The 19,691-nt window shown below is 37.4% G+C and carries 18 protein-coding genes; 14 read left to right on the top strand and 4 right to left on the bottom strand.

The features are described 5' to 3' along the window. Positions 1-60: 60 nt before the first annotated feature. From uvrC to B3I52_RS11615, 3 genes are all read right to left on the bottom strand, one after another. Positions 61-1,875, bottom strand: a complete 1,815-nt coding sequence (uvrC, locus tag B3I52_RS11625; RefSeq protein ID WP_293301420.1) for an excinuclease ABC subunit UvrC — start codon at positions 1,873-1,875, stop codon at positions 61-63. An 82-nt stretch (positions 1,876-1,957) separates the two neighbouring features. Continuing rightward, positions 1,958-4,201 (bottom strand): penicillin-binding protein 1A, encoded by a 2,244-nt coding sequence (locus B3I52_RS11620; RefSeq protein WP_293301418.1) that lies wholly within the window; start codon positions 4,199-4,201, stop codon positions 1,958-1,960. Beyond that, positions 4,191-7,127, bottom strand: coding sequence for a tetratricopeptide repeat protein (locus B3I52_RS11615; protein WP_293301416.1), 2,937 nt, complete (start codon positions 7,125-7,127; stop codon positions 4,191-4,193). Before B3I52_RS11615 ends, B3I52_RS11620 begins: the two co-directional genes overlap by 11 nt. A gap of 91 nt (positions 7,128-7,218) precedes the next feature. Here B3I52_RS11615 and B3I52_RS11610 point away from each other — a divergent pair, with 91 nt between their 5' ends. The 14 genes from B3I52_RS11610 to B3I52_RS11545 all read left to right on the top strand — a co-directional run bounded on the left by B3I52_RS11610 (position 7,219) and on the right by B3I52_RS11545 (position 19,218). Next, complete coding sequence (locus B3I52_RS11610; RefSeq protein WP_293301414.1) at positions 7,219-7,446, top strand: AtpZ/AtpI family protein; 228 nt, start codon at positions 7,219-7,221, stop codon at positions 7,444-7,446. A 46-nt stretch (positions 7,447-7,492) separates the two neighbouring features. Then, positions 7,493-7,873, top strand: a complete 381-nt coding sequence (locus tag B3I52_RS11605) for a hypothetical protein (protein WP_293301412.1) — start codon at positions 7,493-7,495, stop codon at positions 7,871-7,873. A 17-nt stretch (positions 7,874-7,890) separates the two neighbouring features. After that, on the top strand, positions 7,891-9,042 hold the full coding sequence (gene atpB, locus B3I52_RS11600) for a F0F1 ATP synthase subunit A (RefSeq protein ID WP_293301410.1): 1,152 nt from the start codon (positions 7,891-7,893) through the stop codon (positions 9,040-9,042). A gap of 41 nt (positions 9,043-9,083) precedes the next feature. Next, positions 9,084-9,290, top strand: a complete 207-nt coding sequence (gene atpE / locus B3I52_RS11595; RefSeq protein WP_010601523.1) for an ATP synthase F0 subunit C — start codon at positions 9,084-9,086, stop codon at positions 9,288-9,290. 98 nt (positions 9,291-9,388) lie between these two features. After that, positions 9,389-9,883 (top strand): F0F1 ATP synthase subunit B, encoded by a 495-nt coding sequence (locus B3I52_RS11590; RefSeq protein ID WP_293301408.1) that lies wholly within the window; start codon positions 9,389-9,391, stop codon positions 9,881-9,883. Between the two features lie 102 nt (positions 9,884-9,985). Continuing rightward, entirely contained in the window at positions 9,986-10,522 is a 537-nt protein-coding gene (gene atpH / locus B3I52_RS11585; protein ID WP_293301406.1) for an ATP synthase F1 subunit delta, read from the top strand. 100 nt (positions 10,523-10,622) lie between these two features. Beyond that, positions 10,623-12,197 (top strand): F0F1 ATP synthase subunit alpha, encoded by a 1,575-nt coding sequence (atpA, locus tag B3I52_RS11580; RefSeq protein WP_293301405.1) that lies wholly within the window; start codon positions 10,623-10,625, stop codon positions 12,195-12,197. Between the two features lie 83 nt (positions 12,198-12,280). Continuing rightward, positions 12,281-13,162: an ATP synthase F1 subunit gamma gene (gene atpG / locus B3I52_RS11575; RefSeq protein ID WP_293301403.1), complete on the top strand. Its 882-nt coding sequence runs from the start codon at positions 12,281-12,283 to the stop codon at positions 13,160-13,162. Between the two features lie 189 nt (positions 13,163-13,351). Continuing rightward, the gene (locus B3I52_RS11570; protein WP_293301401.1) at positions 13,352-14,476 is read left to right on the top strand and encodes an ATP-binding protein; all 1,125 of its coding nucleotides are present in this window, start codon (positions 13,352-13,354) and stop codon (positions 14,474-14,476) included. A 105-nt stretch (positions 14,477-14,581) separates the two neighbouring features. Then, on the top strand, positions 14,582-15,355 hold the full coding sequence (locus B3I52_RS11565; protein WP_293301399.1) for a 5'-nucleotidase, lipoprotein e(P4) family: 774 nt from the start codon (positions 14,582-14,584) through the stop codon (positions 15,353-15,355). A 64-nt stretch (positions 15,356-15,419) separates the two neighbouring features. Continuing rightward, positions 15,420-15,632: a hypothetical protein gene (locus B3I52_RS11560; RefSeq protein WP_293301398.1), complete on the top strand. Its 213-nt coding sequence runs from the start codon at positions 15,420-15,422 to the stop codon at positions 15,630-15,632. Between the two features lie 227 nt (positions 15,633-15,859). Next, positions 15,860-16,741: a DUF4349 domain-containing protein gene (locus B3I52_RS11555; protein WP_293301397.1), complete on the top strand. Its 882-nt coding sequence runs from the start codon at positions 15,860-15,862 to the stop codon at positions 16,739-16,741. 168 nt (positions 16,742-16,909) lie between these two features. Further along, complete coding sequence (locus tag B3I52_RS11550; protein WP_293301395.1) at positions 16,910-18,364, top strand: M28 family peptidase; 1,455 nt, start codon at positions 16,910-16,912, stop codon at positions 18,362-18,364. 59 nt (positions 18,365-18,423) lie between these two features. Then, positions 18,424-19,218 (top strand): endonuclease/exonuclease/phosphatase family protein, encoded by a 795-nt coding sequence (locus B3I52_RS11545; RefSeq protein WP_293301393.1) that lies wholly within the window; start codon positions 18,424-18,426, stop codon positions 19,216-19,218. 15 nt (positions 19,219-19,233) lie between these two features. Here the strand turns inward: B3I52_RS11545 and B3I52_RS11540 are convergent, their stop codons facing one another. Next, a complete protein-coding gene (locus B3I52_RS11540; protein ID WP_293301391.1) occupies positions 19,234-19,665 on the bottom strand; it encodes a YkvA family protein in 432 nt (143 codons plus the stop codon). Positions 19,666-19,691: the final 26 nt, after the last annotated feature.

The following is a 19,691-nucleotide window of genomic DNA, read 5'->3' as shown; positions in this document are numbered from 1 at the left end:
TATTGAAATTTAAACAGTTTCTGAAACTGTAATTTTAACAGCTACGTAGGTAAAGCCCTTTTAGGGATTTGGGTTTTCCTGATTGTTAAAATAATTGCTAAGCGCAATCATTTGTTTTTTGTTAAGCAGCTTTGCTAAATCTTCAGCTTTTGCTTCTTTAATTTTCTTTACCGATTTAAAGTGTGTTAAAAGCTTATTGGCGGTAGTTTTGCCTATGCCATTTATTTCTTCCAGCTCGGTTTTTAAAGTGCCTTGGTCGCGTTTTTTACGATGAAAGGTAATGCCAAATCGATGGGCCTCATCTCTTAATTGTTGAATGATTTTTAACGTTTCCGACTTCTTATCCAGATACATTGGCAAGCTATCGCCGGGGTAAAACAGCTCTTCCAGCCTTTTAGCAATACCAATCACTGTTACCTTTTTCTCGATCCCCAATTTCTTTAAACTACTTACTGCCGATGATAGTTGGCCTTTACCACCATCAATAATAATTAATTGTGGTAGCGGTTGTTTTTCATCTAACATGCGTTTATAGCGTCTGTAAACAGCTTCTTGCATGGTAGCAAAGTCGTTTGGCCCTTCTACCGTTTTAACGTTAAAGTGCCGGTAGTCTTTTTTGCTAGGCTTGGCATCCTTAAACACTACAATGGCCGAAACTGGGTATTTGCCTTGAAAGTTAGAGTTGTCAAAACACTCGATATGATAAGGTAATTGGGTAAGCCTTAAATCGTTTTTCATTTGCGTTAACACCCGTTCTGTTTTTAACGCTGGGTTTAGCTTTTCGTATTGGTTTAGTTTTTCTTTTTTAAAGAACAACACGTTTTTATGAGAGAGCTCTAGTAAGTTCTTTTTCTCTCCTAATTTGGGTACAATAAGCTTTAGGTTAGTATCTTCTAAGGGAATTTCAAATGGAACTATAATCTCTCGAGAGGTGCTTTTAAACTTGCCCCTAAACTCGGCAATGGCAATAGAAAGTAATTCCTCGTCGCTTTCATCCAAACGTTTTTTAATTTCTATGGTTTGTGTTTGGATGATGGCGCCATTCATTACCTTTAAATAGTTCACAAAGGCATAACGCTCGTCACTAGCAATGCTTACCACATCAACATTTGTAATGGCGCTACTTACCACGGTAGATTTGCTTTGGTATTTTTCGAGTATAGACAAGCGTTGCTGCTGTTGGTGTGCCAGTTCAAAATTCAGTTCTTCTGCAGCAGTTTTAACAGCTTGCTTTACTTCTTTAATTACATTGCCAATTTTGCCATTTAAAATGTCTTTTATTTCGGCAATATTTTGGTCGTAGTCTTGCTTGGTTTGGTAGTTTTGGCATGGCCCTTTGCAATTCCCTATCTGATACTCTAAACAAACCTTGAACTTGCCTGCATTTATGTTTTCTGGTGTTAGCGGCAGGTTGCAGGTGCGTAAAGTATAGGTTTCTTTAATAAGGCCTAAAATGGTATGCATCATGGTAATAGATGCGTAGGGGCCTAGGTAGGTAGAGCCATCTTTAATGACTTTTCTGGTAGAAATTACACGCGGAAAAGGTTCTTTTTTAATGACAATCCATGGGTAGGTCTTGTCATCTTTGAGCATAATGTTGTAGCGGGGCTGGTGCTTTTTGATTAAGCTGTTTTCTAATAGCCAAGCATCAATTTCGGTATCAACAATAGTAAATTGTATGCGCCTAATTTTAGCAACCAATACACGAGTTTTACCGTTGAGCTGTTTGTCTTGCACAAAGTAGGAACTTACCCTATTGCGTAGGTCTTTTGCTTTGCCAATATAAATGAGCTTGTCATCTGCATCAAAGTATTGGTAAACGCCTGGTTTATGGGGGATGTCTTTTAATGCCTTTTTATAATCGAAACTGCTCATTTGAATGTAAATTTACACTAAAAAGTTAGACCTCGCAGATTTTCGAAATCTACGAGGCCTAATGGTATTATTTGTATAGAATCTAGAAACCCAATTTCTTATCCAACTCTGTTGTTGTCTGTTCTTGTTGCTGGTATTGGTTACAATCATAAACAATATTTACGCCACTGGCTGGTGGTTCAAAATCGGTTTTGCCAATTTTTAGGTTAGGGTTGGCATAAATCCGTTTCATAAAACCTGCATAAATTGGCAAGGCAGAGTTGGCGCCTTCGCCATCTCTAGTGCTAATGAAATGAAATGCCCTGTCTTCGCAGCCTGTCCATACGCCGGCTACTAAATCTGGCGAAATGGCCATAAACCAACCATCAGAGTTATTTTGAGTAGTGCCCGTTTTGCCTCCAATTGGGCCATTTACTTTGTATTTGTAATTTAAACGAGAAGCTGTTCCGCCGGTAACTACGCCACGCAACATGCGGGTCATTACATAGGCCACTTCCTCGTTCATGGCCACTTTAATTAGCGGTTTGCTTTCGTATAGTACCACGCCATTTTTATCTTCTATTTTAGTAATGAAGTTGGGCTGTGTCCAAACGCCTTTGTTGGCAAAAACACTGTAAGCGCCTACCATATCGTAAACCGATGCATCAAAAGTTCCTAAAGCAATAGAAGGCACGGCAGGTACATCGCTGGTAATGCCCATTTTCTTAATTTCGTTCATTACTGCGGTGGGGCCAACTTGTTTCATTAAATAGGCAGCAATGTAGTTTTGCGAATAGGCCAAGGCTTTTTGTAGGGTAATTGCCCCAGGCAATGGTGTGCCCGAGTTTCTTGGTGTCCAATCTGGACTGCCAGGGTTAGAAATGGTTACCGGTACATTTTCTACGGTATAGCAAGGCGAATAGCCATTTTCTATGGCTACGGCATAGGTAAAAGGTTTGGCGGTAGAGCCTACTTGTCTTTTGCCCATTTTAACTTGGTCGTATTTAAAATGCTCGAAATTAATGCCGCCTACCCAAGCTTTGATATCGCCAGATTTTGGGTCCATGGCCATCATCGAATTTCTTAAAAGCAATTTGTAATATTTTACCGAGTCTATTGGTTTCATTAGTGTATCTAAATCGCCTTTCCAAGTAAAAATATTTAATCGGGTAGGCGTATTAAAGTCAGTGGTAATTTCTTCGTCCGATTTGCCTTCTAGTTTTAAAGCTTTGTAACGATCAGATCTTTTGATACCCTGATCTATAAGTTGCTCCATGCCTTTAAATGGGTTTCTGCCTTTCCAGCTTTTGGTAAACTGTGCTTGTAAGGTTTTCATGTACTCTTTCTGCGCTTCTTCGGCATACACTTGCATATCGTAGTTAATGGTAGTGTAAATCTTTAGCCCGTCTCTATCTAAATCATAAGGCGTACCATCGGCTTTATTAATGGAGCGTTCTTCTAAGATTTTCTTTACTTCGGTTTTTAATACCGACCTAAAGTAAGGCGCAATGCCGTCGTTGGTAGTTGCGGCATTAAAATTTAGGTTCAAAGGTTTTTCTTTTTCACCGGCAAACTCATCGTCGGTAATGTAGCCTTCTTTTACCATTAAAGCCATTACGGTATTTCTCCTGTCTAAAGAGCGTTCTGGATTTTTGGTAGGAGAATATCGGGTAATGCCTTTTTGTAGGCCAATAAGTACAGCTGCCTGCGGCACAGTTAACTTATCTGGTGTGGTGTTAAAATAAACTCTGGCCGCCGACTTAATTCCATAAGCTTGGTTCCCGAAATCAACCGTGTTTAAATACATGGTGATGATTTCTTCTTTGGTATAGTTGCGCTCTAGTTTAATGGCGATTACCCATTCTTGAAATTTCTGGATGATGCGCTTGGAGAAGTTTTTCGCTCTGCCTTCTTCCGAGAAAAGATTTAAAGCTAATTGTTGCGTAATGGTGCTTCCACCTTGTTTTTTGCCGATAATGGCATATAGGAAAATGGTGAATGTACGTCTGAAATCTATCCCCGAATGAGAACGAAAACGAATATCTTCGGTGGCAATTAGGGCGTTGATTACGTTTGGAGAAATTTCGCTATAGGCTACGTTAGACCTATTTTTCACGAAATAAGTGCCCAATACTTTTCCGTCTTCAGAAATTACCTCGGTAGCTTGATTGCTTTTAGGGTGTTCTATTGCTCTAAATGAAGGTATTTCGCCAAAAATGCCGAAACTAATCATCAAAATGAATATTGCAAATGCAATAATGCCCGCGATAAGTACTTTCCAAATACGCCAATTGTATTTTTTTATTAGCTCTGGTGAAAGTGAATTGTGGTTTCTATTATAATTCATTGTTGTTGATGTATCTGATATACCTTTCTAAAGTTTCCCGATTGGTGATTTTATAGAGGTTCTCCTTACTTATTGCAAAAGTAGTATAATTAGCAGTAGGAACTTTCATAATTGCACCTAATTGTGGTTTTATGTTTTGCTGATATTCACTTACTTCGTTGGCACTTGTAAAATCGCCTATAATAATAAGTTGGTCTTTTTCTAACTCTTTTAGTTGATGACGAAGGTTGTTGCCTGCGTAGTTGCCCCTATTGAATTGGCCTATGCCAAAACGAGAAGAACTTACACTTACGTTTATTGTATTTACAGCTACTACATAATAATAGTTGTTTGATGATGCCGGATTAAATAAATCGTCTTTTACAGGCTGGGGTAGGTCAATAGGTTTGGCTACCGTGTCTATTGCTTTAACTACGGTTATTGAATTAGAAGTAGTGTCTTTTTTTACAGTGATAGGGGGTAATGCTAGAGAATCTTTCTTGGCTATTGCAATTGGTTGTTGTACGGTAAGAGTATCTTTTTTTGCAACAGCAACCAGTGGCTTTTCTTCAGTTTTTTTCGCTATAGGTTTTTCTACCACAGGAGGGACGTAAGCGGTAATCGTTTTTTTGCCTGTCGGATCAAGTATGTTTGCAATTACTGGCTCGTTTAGCCTCACGCTATTTTTGCTAGCCTCTGCAAAAGGGATTTCGTTAGTGTCGTAAGCTACTAAGGCTACTTTCCTTTTCTTAAAGTCGCTAAGGTTTGCATTAATGTAAAGTAAATGTTGCTGTACCAGGGGCGTAATTAATTTATTGCTTTTGTGTTTCTCGGTTATCTCTTTAAAGGCGGCCATCAATTTATCTACGTTGTCTGTATGGCCAATGGCAATAGCTTTTAAATAGTCGTACTGCGGTTCCATAGCATTTCCCGGAAAGCGTTGGCTAATGTTGTTGGCATCAACAATTACGGCAGAAAATTGTTTCTCTTGCAGTTTTTTAAATAAACTTTCGTATTCTGTGTTTAACAAAACTTCTAGTTGGTTTTGTTTTACAGAAAAGTTGGGGTCTAAAATGGTTTTTGCAAAAGCGCTGCTCGGATAGTTGTTGAGTACGAGGTTTTTATATTCGTTAGATTTTGCGTTGTCGGTGCCTTGATAGGCCAAGTACAAGCTGTAATAAACGATGGGCAGCTTATCGTTATTAGGAAATCTTTTTAATAAGGCCTGATAGGTTTTAATGGCCTCTGGCTTGTCGTTTAGCACCTGCTGATAAAAACTGCCCATATCTAGGTAGGCGTTAATAATTTTTTGATTTGATTTTTCTAGCAATGCAGGCGTAAGCGGGATAGAATCTAAGTAATTGCTAGTTGTTGAAGTAGGGCTAAGCGCTTTGGTAATTTGGACATCTGGATTTTCGGGTAGGTTGCCTAAACTTAAATCGTCTGTTGGGGTAGCAGTTTGCGGCCCTTGGTTATTATTTGCACTCTGACGCCAGTTTGCAGCCAACTTTCTATTGCCCCAGCGCTTTTTAAATTCGTTAAATCCTCTGCTAATGGCATTTGCATTGGCAAAATAAAATGTACCGCCCGTTTGTGCCTGATAGTTGACATTGGTCCTGCCGCTAGTAATGGGCTGGCCGCTGTTTGTTGCGGTGGCTTGTGCTTGTTCTATGGTGGTAAAATAATTGCTAATTGCCCTTTCTCTTTCCGTAGCCGGTAGCTTTGCTATTTTTTGTAGCGTATCCTGAAAGCTTATGGTTTCGTAGCGTTGCTGAAGATAAGCTAAGTTTTTAGCCTTATTAGAAATAGTGTGATATAAAGGATGTGTTTTAGGCAGCACCATTGTGGTGCTATCATAATACAGTTTGGCCGTTACATAATCACTGTAATGTTTAAAGTTTAAGTCGGCAATTTTTAAATAAGATAAAGCTTTTTGGGTATTATTAATGCTGCTGTTCTTTATCGATAAATTATAATATTCTTCTGCTTTGCCATAGTTATTGCTGGCATAATAATCTTCGGCAATTTCGTAATAAATCTGATCTTTAAAATCTAAGTTCTTTTCGTCTTTTAGCATTTTGGTTAATGCCAGTTTTCTATCGAATTTTTGGTGGTTTAATTGCTCGTTAATTCTAATCTTGCTCAGTTTTGCATTAAAGTACATATCAAAAGGAGCATTGCTCTTTTCCACTTTACGATAAGCAGCCAAGCTTTTTTCGTAGGCTTTTTCGCTTTCGTAAAGCTGGGCAAGGGTGTAGGTCCAACTAATTTTGTTTGATGCGCTAGGCTTGGCTTTTAGTGCTCTTTCTAAATATGCTATTGCTTGTTGATCGTTTTCTTTAATGATGCTCATTTGAGCCAATGTTGCCAAAGGCTCTGCTTTTTTGCGCTTTACAGAATCTAGCACTACTTTCATGGTGTCTAGTATCTTTTCGGCAAGTGTTAAATCATTCAACGTTATCAAACTACGTGCTTTCCAGTTCAGCGCATTTAAGTGTGTTTTGTGGTCTTTTTTATAAGTGTTAGCCACATAATCAAAATACTCTACGGCATTATAGTACTTGCCTTGTAAAAAATTGGTTTTACCTAAAAGTATATAGGCATCGTCTATGTAATTGCTAAAATTCTTTTCGGCTATTATTGTTCTCGCTTTTTGTTCAATTTCATCGAGCTCTTTTATTTTGGTGCCGGCAGTGGTGGCGTCTGCCGGGGCGGGAGCATGGTAAAGTGGCAGAAAACTATCGAAATTTTCTTTTTTGCTCTGATTTATATTTTCTAAATATTCATCTAACAAAACATTAGAATTGTAAATTAGGTTATATCTTGCAGATAAATTTTGAAGCTTTCTGTTGGTAATGGTGTCCTTTTGGCTAGAGCAGCCATAGAATAATGCTAGCAGCGTGCTAACTACAGCAATATAATAGATGTTTTGATTTTGAGTGTTCAATGGATTTTGAGTTGTTTACTGATATAACAAAATATCTACAAAAATATTTTATTCGGCAATATAATCTTAATATTTAACCCGCAATTTAAAAATGTTAGACGAGCAACCCAATAAAGAAACAAATAAAACGGCTACAAACTATGCAAAATATACCGGTATGGCTTTCCAAATGTTAGCTACTATTGGTGTATTTGCGTTTGTTGGCTATAAAATAGATGAGCATAATAACATTGATAATTTTATTTTTACGGCTGTTTTTGGAGTTGTTGGCGTAGGAGCTTCGCTTTATCAGGTGGTACGTTCACTTAATAAAAAATAAGCTATTGCTTGGTATTAATTACCTTTGCAATAAAAAAAATAAAAAAGTGGCCTTAAGAAAATTTACCATTGCCTATTTACTTTATACGTTTGTGCTTGCTGGGTTTGCATTGGCTATAAAGCAGTTTTTCCCTCTAGCAATTACGGATCAGTTCTGGTTAATTTTCGGGTTTATTTCGGGATTAACTTTTATAGCCTATTTGCTGGCTTACATGGGGATTAAAAGAAATCCTCAAATTGGTGTGTTTGCTATTTTAGGTTCGGTAATTATTAAAATGCTTTTTGCCATGTCTTTCGTGTTGATTTACAGCTTAAAACAAACCAAAGGCGACATGGCTTTTGCGCTCAATTTTTTTTCTTTATATTTATTGTTTACCCTCTTTGAAATATTAGGTTTGTTGCGTAACTTGCGCCACCAAAATAAATAGTAAAAATCTGCGAGTAAATGGATTATAACCGAGTTTTTGTGTCGAAAGTTAGAAGAGTAATTGTTGTTTTTACGCTTTTTTCTGCGTTTTTAGGATTTAGAACTACTGCTTTTGCACAAACTGATAGTGTAGCCTTGTCGGTTGTTTCTGCTGAGGAACATGTAGCAACAGAAGAAAAGAAAGAGTTTGATATTACCTCTTTTATTTTTCACCATATTAGTGATAGCCATTCGTTTACTTTGTTTGGTCATGGAGAGCATGGTTTTACTTTAAACTTGCCAGTGATATTGTACACCGATAAAGGCTTGGTTAATTTTTCTTCGGCTGCTTTTAACCATGATGATAATGGGACTGTGGTGGTAGAGAGAAACGGAGTGAGGGTAACAAAGTTTCACGGTAAAATTTACTATGCTAACGAAACACCAGATGCTCATGGCGCTTATGTTGCTGTAGATGCCGAGCATCATGCAACAAATGTGCGTCCGTTAGATTTTTCTATCACTAAAAACGTGTTTAGCATGCTGCTTTCAATGGTAGTATTGTTAGTTGTTTTTATTGCGGTAGCTAATGGTTACAAAAAGAGAGAAGGTAAAGCCCCAAAAGGTATTCAGTCTTTTATGGAGCCTATTATTCTATTTGTGCGTGACGATATTGCTAAACCAAACTTGGGGCATAAATATGCTGCTTTTATGCCTTATTTATTGTCTGTGTTTTTCTTTATCTGGTTAAACAATATGTTGGGTTTGGTTCCTTTCTTTCCGGGGGGGGCAAACGTTACGGGTAACATTGCTTTAACTGTGGTTTTGGCAGCCTGCACATTCTTGATTACAACTTTTAAAGCAAATAAATATTACTGGGGACACATTTTAAATCCTCCAGTGCCATGGTGGTTAAAGCCATTGATGGTTCCTGTAGAGATTTTTGGTATGTTTACTAAGCCTATCGCTCTCGCTATTCGTTTGTTCGCAAACATTACAGCGGGCCATATCTTGGTAATGTCGCTATTGTGTTTAATTTTTATCTTTAACTCTTATGCGGTTGCACCTGCTTCAATTTTCTTTGCGGTGTTTATTGGCTTAATAGAGTTCTTGGTAGCATTTATACAAGCGTTTATTTTTACTATTCTATCGGCCTTGTTTATAGGTATGGCGGTAGAAGAGCACCATTAATTAGAACATAATTGTTAAACAATAATAAATAAATCAGAAAAATGACTGGAACATTAGCTGCAATCGGCGCAGGCTTAGCTGCAATTGGCGCTGGATTAGGTATCGGTAAAATTGGTGGATCTGCAATGGAATCTATCGCTCGTCAACCAGAAGCCGCTTCAAAAATTCAAACTGCTATGCTTATCGCTGCTGCCTTTATCGAGGCTGTTGCGTTATTCGCAGTAGTAGTTTCTTTGATCGCAAAATAATCAAAGAAAGATTTTATGACAAGCACCTTTTTCGGGGTTGCCGTTAAGGTGCTTGTTTAAAGAAAAGTTTAACATAAAAAGATATTTAATTATATAAAATGGATTTATTAGTTCCTGAAATTGGTTTGTTGGTTTGGAATACCATTGCATTTTTAGTGTTGGTGTTTTTACTAGGCAAGTTTGCTTGGAAACCAATTATGAAAGGCATTAGCGATCGTGAGAAGAGCATTGATGAGGCTTTAAACAAAGCTGAATTGGCTAGACAAGAAATGGCTCGCTTAAGTTCTCAAAACGAAGAGTTGATGAAACAAGCTCGTGAAGAACGTGACCAAATTTTAAAAGAAGCTAAAGCATTGAAAGATGGTATTGTTAACGAAGCTAAAAATCAAGCGCAAACAGAAGGTGCTAAATTGATTGAAAAAGCTCGTATCGAAATCGAAAACCAAAAGAAAGCTGCTTTGGCAGAATTAAAAGGTCAAGTTTCGGCTTTGTCTTTAGATATCGCAGAGCGTGTATTACGTACACAATTAGATGATAAGGCTAAGCAACAAGAGTTGGTTAACAATTTGTTAAAAGACGTTGAATTAAATTAAGTTATAAGTATTACGTTTTAGGTTTTACGTTTTGGGTTTTGTACTTTTTTAGATAGTTCAGGACTTACAACTTATAAACTTACAACTTACAACTAAAAATATATGTCAAGTAAAGCAGGAGCTAGGTACGCAAAATCATTGTTAGATCTTTCTAAGGAGCAAAACGCTGTGGAAGAAGTGAAAAATGATATGGTGTTTTTTGAGAAGATAGTAGGCGATAATTCTGAGTTAGAAGCTATTTTGAATAACCCAATTGTGCCTTTAGATAAAAAGCAAGGTATTTTGGAAGGCATTTTTGGCAGTAAAGTACATACCATTAGCAATAGCTTTTTCCAATTGGTAGTTAAAAAAGGTCGTTCTTCTATCTTGTTTGATACCGCTAAGCAATTTGTACAACAGTATAATGCTATTAAAGGTATTGTTACTGCAGAGGTTACTTCGGCAAGTGTATTAACTGATGCGAACAGAGCTGAAGTAATTGCTTTAGTTAAAAAGGAATTAGGTGCCAGCGAGGTTGTAGTGAAAGAGAAAGTAAACACTGATTTAATTGGCGGCTTTATCTTAAAAGTTGGCGATAAACAGTTTGATGCCAGCATTGCCAGCGGCTTAACAAAGTTGAAAAAGGAGTTTGCGCACTAAGTTTTGCGCATAGCGATAAGCGTTTGGCGTATCGGTCGCTCAACGCCATACGCTTAACAAAGAAAACATTTACAAAAAGATATCAAAATAACATAAAATTATGGTAGAGGTAAGACCAGACGAAGTTTCGGCAATTATCAGACAGCAATTGGCCGGCTTCAAATCAGAAGCTGAACTTGAAGAAGTTGGTACTGTATTGCAAGTGGGCGATGGTATTGCTCGTGTTTACGGCTTAACTAAAGTTCAAAGTGGTGAGCTTGTTGAGTTTGCTAACGGTTTGCAAGGAATTGTATTGAACCTTGAAGAAGATAACGTAGGTGTGGTTTTATTAGGCCCATCAGACGAGATTAAAGAAGGTGATACCATTAAACGTACCAAAAAAATTGCTTCGATTAAAGTTGGCGAAGGCATGCTTGGTCGTGTGGTAAACACATTAGGTGAGCCAATTGATGGTAAAGGACCTATTGCTGGTGTAACTTACGAAATGCCTTTGGAGCGTAAAGCACCTGGGGTAATCTATCGTCAACCAGTTAACGAGCCTCTACAAACTGGTATCAAAGCTATCGATGCGATGATTCCTATTGGTCGTGGTCAACGTGAGTTGGTTATTGGTGACCGTCAGATTGGTAAAACTGCGGTTTGTATCGATACGATCATCAACCAAAAAGAATTTTACGAAGCAGGTAACCCTGTATTCTGTATATATGTAGCTTGTGGTCAAAAAGCAAGTACAGTAGCAAACGTTGTACGTACTTTAGAAGAAAACGGTGCGATGGCTTATACTGTGGTTGTGGCTGCTTCTGCTGCTGAGCCTGCTCCATTGCAGTTCTACGCTCCATTTGCAGGTGCTGCTATTGGCGAGTTTTTCCGTGATACTGGTCGTCCAGCTTTAATTGTTTATGATGATCTGTCTAAACAAGCTGTGGCTTACCGTGAAGTTTCGTTACTATTAAAACGTCCTCCAGGTCGTGAGGCTTATCCAGGTGACGTTTTCTATCTTCACAGCCGTTTGTTAGAAAGAGCTGCGAAAATCAACGCTAACGATGATATCGCTAGAAACATGAACGATTTGCCAGAGTCTATTAAAGGTATCGTTAAAGGCGGTGGTTCATTAACTGCTTTGCCAATTATCGAAACTCAAGCTGGTGACGTTTCTGCATATATCCCTACTAACGTAATTTCGATTACTGATGGTCAGATTTTCTTGGAGTCGAACTTGTTCAACTCAGGTATCCGTCCGGCAATTAACGTAGGTATCTCGGTATCACGTGTAGGTGGTAACGCACAAATCAAATCAATGAAAAAAGTTGCTGGTACTTTAAAATTAGACCAAGCACAATACCGTGAGTTAGAGGCTTTCTCTAAATTCGGTTCTGATTTAGATGCGGCTACAAAATCTGTATTAGATAAAGGTGCTCGTAACGTAGAGATGTTGAAGCAAGCGCAGTTTTCTCCATTTACAGTAGAAAAACAAGTAGCTATTGTTTACGCCGGTACTAAAAACTTAATGCGTAATGTACCTGTAAACAAGGTGAAAGAATTTGAAACAGATTATTTACAAGCGCTAGAATTACGTCATCCAGAAACTTTAGCAGCATTAAAAGCTGGTAAGTTTGATGATAACATTACTGGTGTATTGGAAACTGTAGCAAAAGAAATTTCAAGTAAATATTAATAGATTTGAGAAATGAGATTTGAGATTTGAGATAAGGCGTTTAGTCTAGCATCTCATATCTCAAATCTCACATCTAACAAAGAATGGCCAATTTAAAAGAAGTAAGAAATCGTATTGCCTCTGTGCAGTCAACTCAGCAAATTACCAAAGCGATGAAAATGGTATCGGCTGCGAAGTTGAAGCGTGCTACTAATGCAATCATTCAATTACGTCCTTACGCAACCAAGTTGAAAGAGATTTTAGGAAATCTTTCAGCAAGCTTAGAAGGTTCTACCTCTCCATTTACGGAAGAAAGAGTGCCCACCAAGGTTTTAATTGTTGCTGTATCATCAAATAGGGGCTTAGCAGGTGCGTTTAACATGAACGTAATTAAAACCACTAACAACTTAATTGCAGAAAAATATAGCGAGCAATTGAAAAAAGGTAACGTAAATATTGTTGCTATTGGTAAAAAAACGCAAGATTTCTACGAAAAAAGAGGTTACAACGTAATTGGTAATAATAATGAAGTGTATGCCGATTTATCTTTCGAAAACGTAACTAAAATTACTGATGCGATAATGGAAGGCTTTGTGAAAGGTAAGTATGATAGGGTAGAAGTGGTTTATAATCAGTTCAAAAACGCGGCTGTTCAAATTTTAACTTCAGAGCAGTTGTTGCCTCTTCCTAAAGCTGAAGAAGCAGTTAGCGTTAAAGAAACTAATGTAGATTATATTCTTGAGCCAAGCAAAGAAGAAATTGTAACGCAATTAATTCCTAAGTCAATCAAAATTCAGTTGTACAAAGCGGTGTTAGATTCTCATGCTTCTGAGCATGGTGCCCGTATGACATCAATGGATAAGGCAACAGAAAATGCTGGTGATTTATTAAAATCCTTGAAATTGGCTTATAACCAAGCCCGTCAGGCGGCAATTACAACTGAGCTTACCGAGATTGTAAGTGGTGCAGCGGCATTGAGTGGATAAACCCCCAAATCCCCTAAAGGGGAATTGAAAATACTAACCCTCATCGTTTTTCGGTGAGGGTTTTTTGTTGTTTTGGTAGTTGTTAATCCAAAATTATTATGTTTTTTTTGGATTGTAATCCAAAATTATTATTTTTTTTTTGGATTGTAATCCAGAATTATTATACTTTTGTATTAGAGTTAAAAGGTAATGATAGTTAGAAAACAATTAGATTACGCTATAGAAAGGTTGTTTAGGGGCAAGGCATTTATTGTTTTTGGCCCTAGGCAAACAGGTAAAACCACTTTTGTAGAGCAACTTTTAATTAAGGTTAATAAAAAAACATTATACCTTAATGGAGATGATGCCGACACTCGTGAAAATTTAGCTAAACCCAATGCGGTACAGCTGAGGCAAATGTTAGAAGGCTATGAGGTGGTTTTCATAGACGAAGCCCAACGTATAAATGAGGTTGGTTTGCTCATTAAAATTATTGTAGATAGAATTAAGCATGTACAGGTTATCGCAACAGGATCATCAGCATTTGAACTTTCTGGTAAAATTAATGAGCCATTAACAGGCAGAAAGTATGAGATGATGCTATTGCCATTTTCTTATGCCGAGCTAATAAATTATAACGATTTTTTAACCGAAGAACGCCTTTTTGAGCAAAGGTTGGTTTATGGTTCTTATCCAGAGGTAATCAATAACGTAAAACAAGCAGAGGAGCATTTGAAACTATTAGCCGATAGTTACTTGTACAAAGATTTATTTGCATTGGAGGATGTGAAAAAACCACAGCTTTTTGAAAAAATTGTAAAGGCATTGGCCTTGCAAATTGGTAGTGAAGTTAATTTTTCGGAGCTGGCGCAATTGGTAAAAGCCGACCAGAAAACGGTAGAGAAATATGTTGATTTGTTGGAGAAAGCCTTTGTAATATTTTCTTTGACTGCTTTGTCTGGAAATGTCCGCAATGAGATTAAAAAAGGAAGAAAAATCTATTTTTACGATAATGGGATCATCAATGCGGTAACCCGTAATTTTAATCCAATTGCTAACAGAAATGATATTGGCGCACTGTTTGAAAACTATATGATTGCAGAAAGAATTAAATACTTGCATCAGAATCAAATTGATGTGGCGAGCTTTTTTTGGCGAACCACGCAGCAGCAGGAAATAGATTACATCGAAAAAAGAGGAGAAGAGTTATTAGCTGTAGAATTTAAGTGGAACGAGAATAAGAAAGTAAGAATTCCCGTTACTTTTACGCAAGCTTATCAAAACGTAAAGCCAATGTTCGTTTCAAAAGTTGATAGAGGTTTGTTCTTAAAATAATCGTTTTATAACCCACACTTATTACAGATTGACTATCAATTCATTTTAAAATTGGTATGGCTTTTAGCTTTTAACTTTATACTTTTGACCTTTAACTTATCAGATATGAGATTTAAACTTTTAATAATTGCTTTGTTGGCTTTTCCAGTAATTGCTTCGGCTCAAAAGGCTGGGCCGGAAAGAGATTGGACAAATGCCGTGTTATGGCAGCAATATAGCGGCGAGTATAGGGCGTTGGCTTTTCAGGCTTACAACTTTGCTAGGTTGTCTTTAAAAGAGGCTTTGTGGGAGAATCAAAATGGCAAGCCTAATTGCATCATTGTAGATGCAGATGAAACGATTATAGACAACTCCCGTTTTCAAGGTTACGAAATTCAGCATGGGGTAAGTTATGTGCCTGCAGACTGGACTGCGTGGACCGCCAAAGCTATGGCCGATACGGTGCCCGGTGCTTTATCGTTCCTGAAATTTGCTGCGAGCAAAAATGTAGAAACTTTTTACGTAACCAATCGTGATGAAGCAGATAGAAAAGGAACCATCGAAAATTTGAAGAAATTAGGCTTTCCGTATGTAGATGAAGATCACATTTTGTTGAAACAACATGCGTCTGATAAACAAGAACGTAGAGATAAAATACTAGCGAAGTACAACGTGTTATTGCTTTGTGGCGATAATTTAAGTGATTTTTCAAACGTTTTTTATCGTGAAGGAAAAGATACGAAAACGGAAGTAGATGCTAACCAGCATTTATTTGGTACTAAGTTTATTGTGTTGCCAAACCCCATGTATGGCGATTGGGAGAAGCTACTTTACAAAGAAGGAAAGTTTAACGAACAAGAGAAAGCAAAACAACGCTTAGAAAAGCTTAAAAGTTATTAATTTATCGTGCTTTTTAGTAGAGAAATGTTATTTTTGCGCTAAACAAAATTAAAACAAATAAATCATGGATGCTAAAGAAAGAGAAAAAAGCATAGACACGGCAAATCAGCCAGCTATTTATATGACTATTTTGGTAGGTGTTATAATTTGTGTGATTGGCACTTTCTTACGTTTTGCTTTCGATTCGACGGCACTTTCGTTAGTGTCTTGGGCTATCTTGGCAATAGGAACAGTAATTTGCTGCAAAGGCGTATTTAAAATTTTAGACGCCAAATAAGCTGAAAATATATTTTTTAAAAAAGTCCCCTTACGGTTAGCTGTAAGGGGACTTTTTTTGTTTGTTGGCGGCTAAAAATTCCCGACAGAAAACTAAAATGGGTTACCTTAATCGTTTTTTGGCATTAAGCATAAAACCTCTATACAAATTGTCTTCCTTAAGGAAATAGCATGCTTAAGACAGTTTTGTTAAAGGAACAAGTATAACCACTTAAAACCTATAACAAGATGAAAAGACATTTTGCCACTGTAGCTATGGCTACAATTCTGTTTACGGGCTGTAGTTCCGAATATAAAACAGAAGGAACTGATTACGCTGCTACTGATACTATCGTTACAGCAGAAGCCATTTCTAACGGGGAACTGGTAGAAAAAATGACCAAAACTGCAGATATGCGCTTCCGTGTGAAAGATGTACAGCGCACTAAGGAAGATTTAAGTAATACCATCAAAAAGAAGGGTGGTTTAGTCATGGAATTTAATACCAATAGTTCTATACAAAATTCAGAAAAAGTTAAATACAGTTCCGATTCTTTAAAAGAAATTACCTCGTATAGCACAAATGGCTATTTGGTTGCTCGCCTCCCATCAGAAAAGTTAGATGACCTTACTAATCAGATTGCCGTTATGGCCATTTTTGTGGATAACCAATCCTTAAAAATGGAAGATAAGAGTTTGGATTATCTAGAAAATAAGCTCAAATCGGAAAATAGGATAGAGGCTGTTGAACGGATTAATAAGGTTGCAACCAAAAAAAGTGCAAATGTGGAGAGTTCTTTAATAATTAAAGATGATTACATAGATAAGAAAATCGAGAACTTGAATATCGATAAACAAGTAAAGTACAGTACAATTACGCTAAGCTTTTATCAAGACAATACCATTAAAACAATGGTTGTAGCTAATGATAATATTTACGATTACAAACCAGATTTTTTTAGAAGGCTAGGCTTAAATCTAGCTGATGGGTGGATGTATTTCAAAGAGTTTATTTTGTTTCTATCTAGATTGTGGATGTTTGTATTGGCTGGCGTAGTTGCTTTCTTTGTGATTAGATATTATACCAAGAAACAAAACGAAAAAACGTTTTTACCACCACCGAGTAACTAGTCTCTTCGCCATTTCGACGAGGACGAGGAGAAATCTAATAAAATAAAGCATAGAGTTAGATTTCTCCTATCGCTAAAATGGCATGAAAGGAATGTAAAATTTAAACGATAAAACTTGGTTGTAAACTTAAAATGCTAACTTCAATCTAGTTAAACTATAATCAAATACATGAAGAAACTTATTCTTTCCGCAGGCCTTGCCGCTTTATTGTTCAATGCAAAAGCTCAGGACAATTTTTCATCCGTTTTTAAGCAAATTAATACCGAGGTTCAGGCTAATTCTCAAGCCTATCAAAATTTAAAAGAGTCGACCGAAAAAAATGGACATCGTTTAACAGGCTCGGTAAATGGTGCAAAAGCCGAAGAACAGGCCTATAACTTATTCAAGTCTTACGGTTTTGAGGTAAAATATCAACCCTTTGAAGTAGAAAGTTGGGATAGAAAAACATTGGCTGTAAAGATTGGAAACGACAAGGGAACTTTATCTGGCGTTAAAGCAGTTACCTTGGCGCATTCGCCTGTAAAAGCAAACGTTGTAGGAGAATTAGTAGATGTTGGTAATGGTTTGGAGGCAGATTATCAGCCATTAAAAGATAAGGTTAAAGGTAAAATCGCTTTAATTTATTTAGGTGTGCTGCCAGGTTCTCCGGCAGGTACAGCTTCTTTACATCGCTCAGAAAAAACTGCCATCGCCACTAAATACGGTGCAATTGGGGTAGTTATCATTAACAAAGTTGAAGGCGGTGTATTGCTTACTGGAACAGCTTCGGTAACGGGTAAATTAATTCCAATTCCTGCGGTATGTATCGGTTTGGAAGATGGCATGGCTTTGAAAGCAAAGTTGAAATCGGCTCCGCAATTTGCGCAAATAGACATGACCAATTTTTCAGGAATGATTAAAGCTAGAAACGTAATTGCAACTTTGAAAGGAGCTGAAATACCAAATGAAAAGATTGTAGTGGGTGGCCATTTAGATAGCTGGGATTTAGCAACTGGCGCCATTGACAATGGTATAGGCTCTTTTTCAATTATCGATATGGCTAGGACTTTCAAAAAGTTGAAACTGCAAACCAAACGTACCGTAGAATTTGTAATGTTTATGGGCGAGGAGCAAGGTTTGTTAGGCTCAAAAGCTTATGTAGCGCAAGGTTTAAAGGATAAAACATTGGGGCAGGTGCGGTTTATGTTGAACTACGATATGAACAACGACCAAAAAGGTTATGCTGCAACCAGAAAAGAAATGGAGCCATTGTTTAAAAGCTGGGGAGCAGAAGTGATGAAAATCGATACAGGATTTAAAAATCTTTTTCACGCAGGAGCTGGATTACACAGCGACCATCAGCCCTTTATGCTAGAAGGAATTCCAACGGGAACTGGCGCTGGTAGCAAATTGCCTAATAACTCAGGTCCATTCTATCATTCAGATGGCGATGGTTTTCATTTAGTTGATGAACAGGGCATGAAAAATACAGTGCGCTACTCATCGATGTTGATTTATGCTTTGGCGAACACGCCAATAATTCCTGTTAACAGGTTTTCGGATGCAGAATTGAAAACGTTCTTGGAAAGCCAAAAATTAAAAGAGCCGCTAAAAATAGCTGGCGAATGGAAGTGGGGAGATTAGACTTTTTGGAAGATAGAACGTTGTTGTAGAAGTTTATGATTCTTAGTAAAACTAAAAAAATGCATTATATAAAGGTTTTTACGATAGTTTGCATGATTGCTTTTGTTAGCTGTTCAGTTAAAAAAAGCTCATCGGTAGCTAGTTCTTCGGGGCAGTTAAAGATATTGTGCTATAACATACATCATGCAAACCCGCCATCAAAAACCGGACTTATCGATATTGATGCCATAGCAAATGTGATAAACAATGCTAATGCTGATGTGGTTGCTCTGCAAGAAGTTGACAAATTGACCAAACGTAGTGGCTTAGATGAAGCAAAAGTAATAGCTGAAAAGACAGGTATGAATTACCATTTCTTTCGTGCAATTGACCACGATGGTGGCGAATATGGCCTAGCGATATTAAGCCGTCATGAATTGAAAGATGCAAAACTAATGCCACTGCCGCAGAAACATGTAGCCGAAAAGCGTATTCTTTCTCATGTAAAGCTAACAGTGCAAGGTAAGGAATTTGTTTTTGCAAACACTCATTTGGATGCGTCGCGTACCCACGACAATAGAAATGTACAAATGGAGTATATCCTTAAATATTTCGAGGATTTTAAGCTTCCAATTATTCTTTGTGGCGATTTAAACAGCGTTGCTGGCTCTGAAGCAATCAATTTATTAGATAAACAATTCAAACGCACTTGTGTAAATAATTGCTCGGGCACAATTCCGCAAGATTTGCCAAAAAAAACCATCGACTACATTGCAATCAAAAATGCAAATTGGCCGGTGCTACATCATGATGTTATTGCAGAAACCTATGCTTCTGACCACCGTCCTATTATTGCAACGTTCAAAATCGAATGATACAAGGATGAATAGTTAACTGCTAATTTCTATTGTATTCTTTTGTTTCTCGTCTTCGATCTTCTTCCACACTTGGTACTTAAGCAATTCTTTAGAAACACGTTTGTAAACAAAACCTAAAACAAAGGCGTCGTCTAGAAAACCCATCCCAACAATAAAGTCTGGAACTAAATCGATTGGCGAAATGAAATATAGCAAGGCCGCTAAAACAGAAACAATTGTGGTTTTAGGGATATCAACATAGCTGCCTTTTGCATAATCCTTCGTTAAGGAGAAAAGTAAGAGCAATTGAGACCAGACATCGCTTAGTGCTCCTTTATTTGCAGAAGCTATTTTTAGTCCCTCTTCAATTTTTGAAAGAGTTTTGCTTTTGTCATTTACCAGTTCGCTCGCCTTTTTGTTAAAAGCATCAAGCTTCATTTTCAGTTTTCCGAAATTCATTTTCATTGCTCCGAAAACTATCAATAAACGTA

The sequence above is a fragment of the Pedobacter sp. UBA4863 genome (genome assembly GCF_002399615.1).
Lineage (GTDB): Bacteria > Bacteroidota > Bacteroidia > Sphingobacteriales > Sphingobacteriaceae > Pedobacter.
The sequence above is the reverse complement of the archived record's forward strand: the minus strand, read 5'-3'. Positions and strand labels throughout refer to the sequence as shown.

What these genes read in the sequence shown, in the direction of transcription:
- B3I52_RS11555 (WP_293301397.1), top strand. Translation starts at nt 15,860, where the DNA reads ATGAAAAGACATTTTGCCACTGTAGCTATGGCTACAATTCTGTTTACG.
- B3I52_RS11540 (WP_293301391.1), bottom strand. Translation starts at nt 19,665, where the DNA reads ATGAAAATGAATTTCGGAAAACTGAAAATGAAGCTTGATGCTTTTAAC.
- B3I52_RS11565 (WP_293301399.1), top strand. Translation starts at nt 14,582, where the DNA reads ATGAGATTTAAACTTTTAATAATTGCTTTGTTGGCTTTTCCAGTAATT.
- uvrC (WP_293301420.1), bottom strand. Translation starts at nt 1,875, where the DNA reads ATGAGCAGTTTCGATTATAAAAAGGCATTAAAAGACATCCCCCATAAA.
- B3I52_RS11545 (WP_293301393.1), top strand. Translation starts at nt 18,424, where the DNA reads ATGCATTATATAAAGGTTTTTACGATAGTTTGCATGATTGCTTTTGTT.
- B3I52_RS11620 (WP_293301418.1), bottom strand. Translation starts at nt 4,201, where the DNA reads ATGAATTATAATAGAAACCACAATTCACTTTCACCAGAGCTAATAAAA.
- atpB (WP_293301410.1), top strand. Translation starts at nt 7,891, where the DNA reads ATGGATTATAACCGAGTTTTTGTGTCGAAAGTTAGAAGAGTAATTGTT.
- B3I52_RS11550 (WP_293301395.1), top strand. Translation starts at nt 16,910, where the DNA reads ATGAAGAAACTTATTCTTTCCGCAGGCCTTGCCGCTTTATTGTTCAAT.
- atpH (WP_293301406.1), top strand. Translation starts at nt 9,986, where the DNA reads ATGTCAAGTAAAGCAGGAGCTAGGTACGCAAAATCATTGTTAGATCTT.
- atpG (WP_293301403.1), top strand. Translation starts at nt 12,281, where the DNA reads ATGGCCAATTTAAAAGAAGTAAGAAATCGTATTGCCTCTGTGCAGTCA.
- B3I52_RS11570 (WP_293301401.1), top strand. Translation starts at nt 13,352, where the DNA reads ATGATAGTTAGAAAACAATTAGATTACGCTATAGAAAGGTTGTTTAGG.
- B3I52_RS11610 (WP_293301414.1), top strand. Translation starts at nt 7,219, where the DNA reads ATGTTAGACGAGCAACCCAATAAAGAAACAAATAAAACGGCTACAAAC.
- atpE (WP_010601523.1), top strand. Translation starts at nt 9,084, where the DNA reads ATGACTGGAACATTAGCTGCAATCGGCGCAGGCTTAGCTGCAATTGGC.
- B3I52_RS11590 (WP_293301408.1), top strand. Translation starts at nt 9,389, where the DNA reads ATGGATTTATTAGTTCCTGAAATTGGTTTGTTGGTTTGGAATACCATT.
- atpA (WP_293301405.1), top strand. Translation starts at nt 10,623, where the DNA reads ATGGTAGAGGTAAGACCAGACGAAGTTTCGGCAATTATCAGACAGCAA.
- B3I52_RS11560 (WP_293301398.1), top strand. Translation starts at nt 15,420, where the DNA reads ATGGATGCTAAAGAAAGAGAAAAAAGCATAGACACGGCAAATCAGCCA.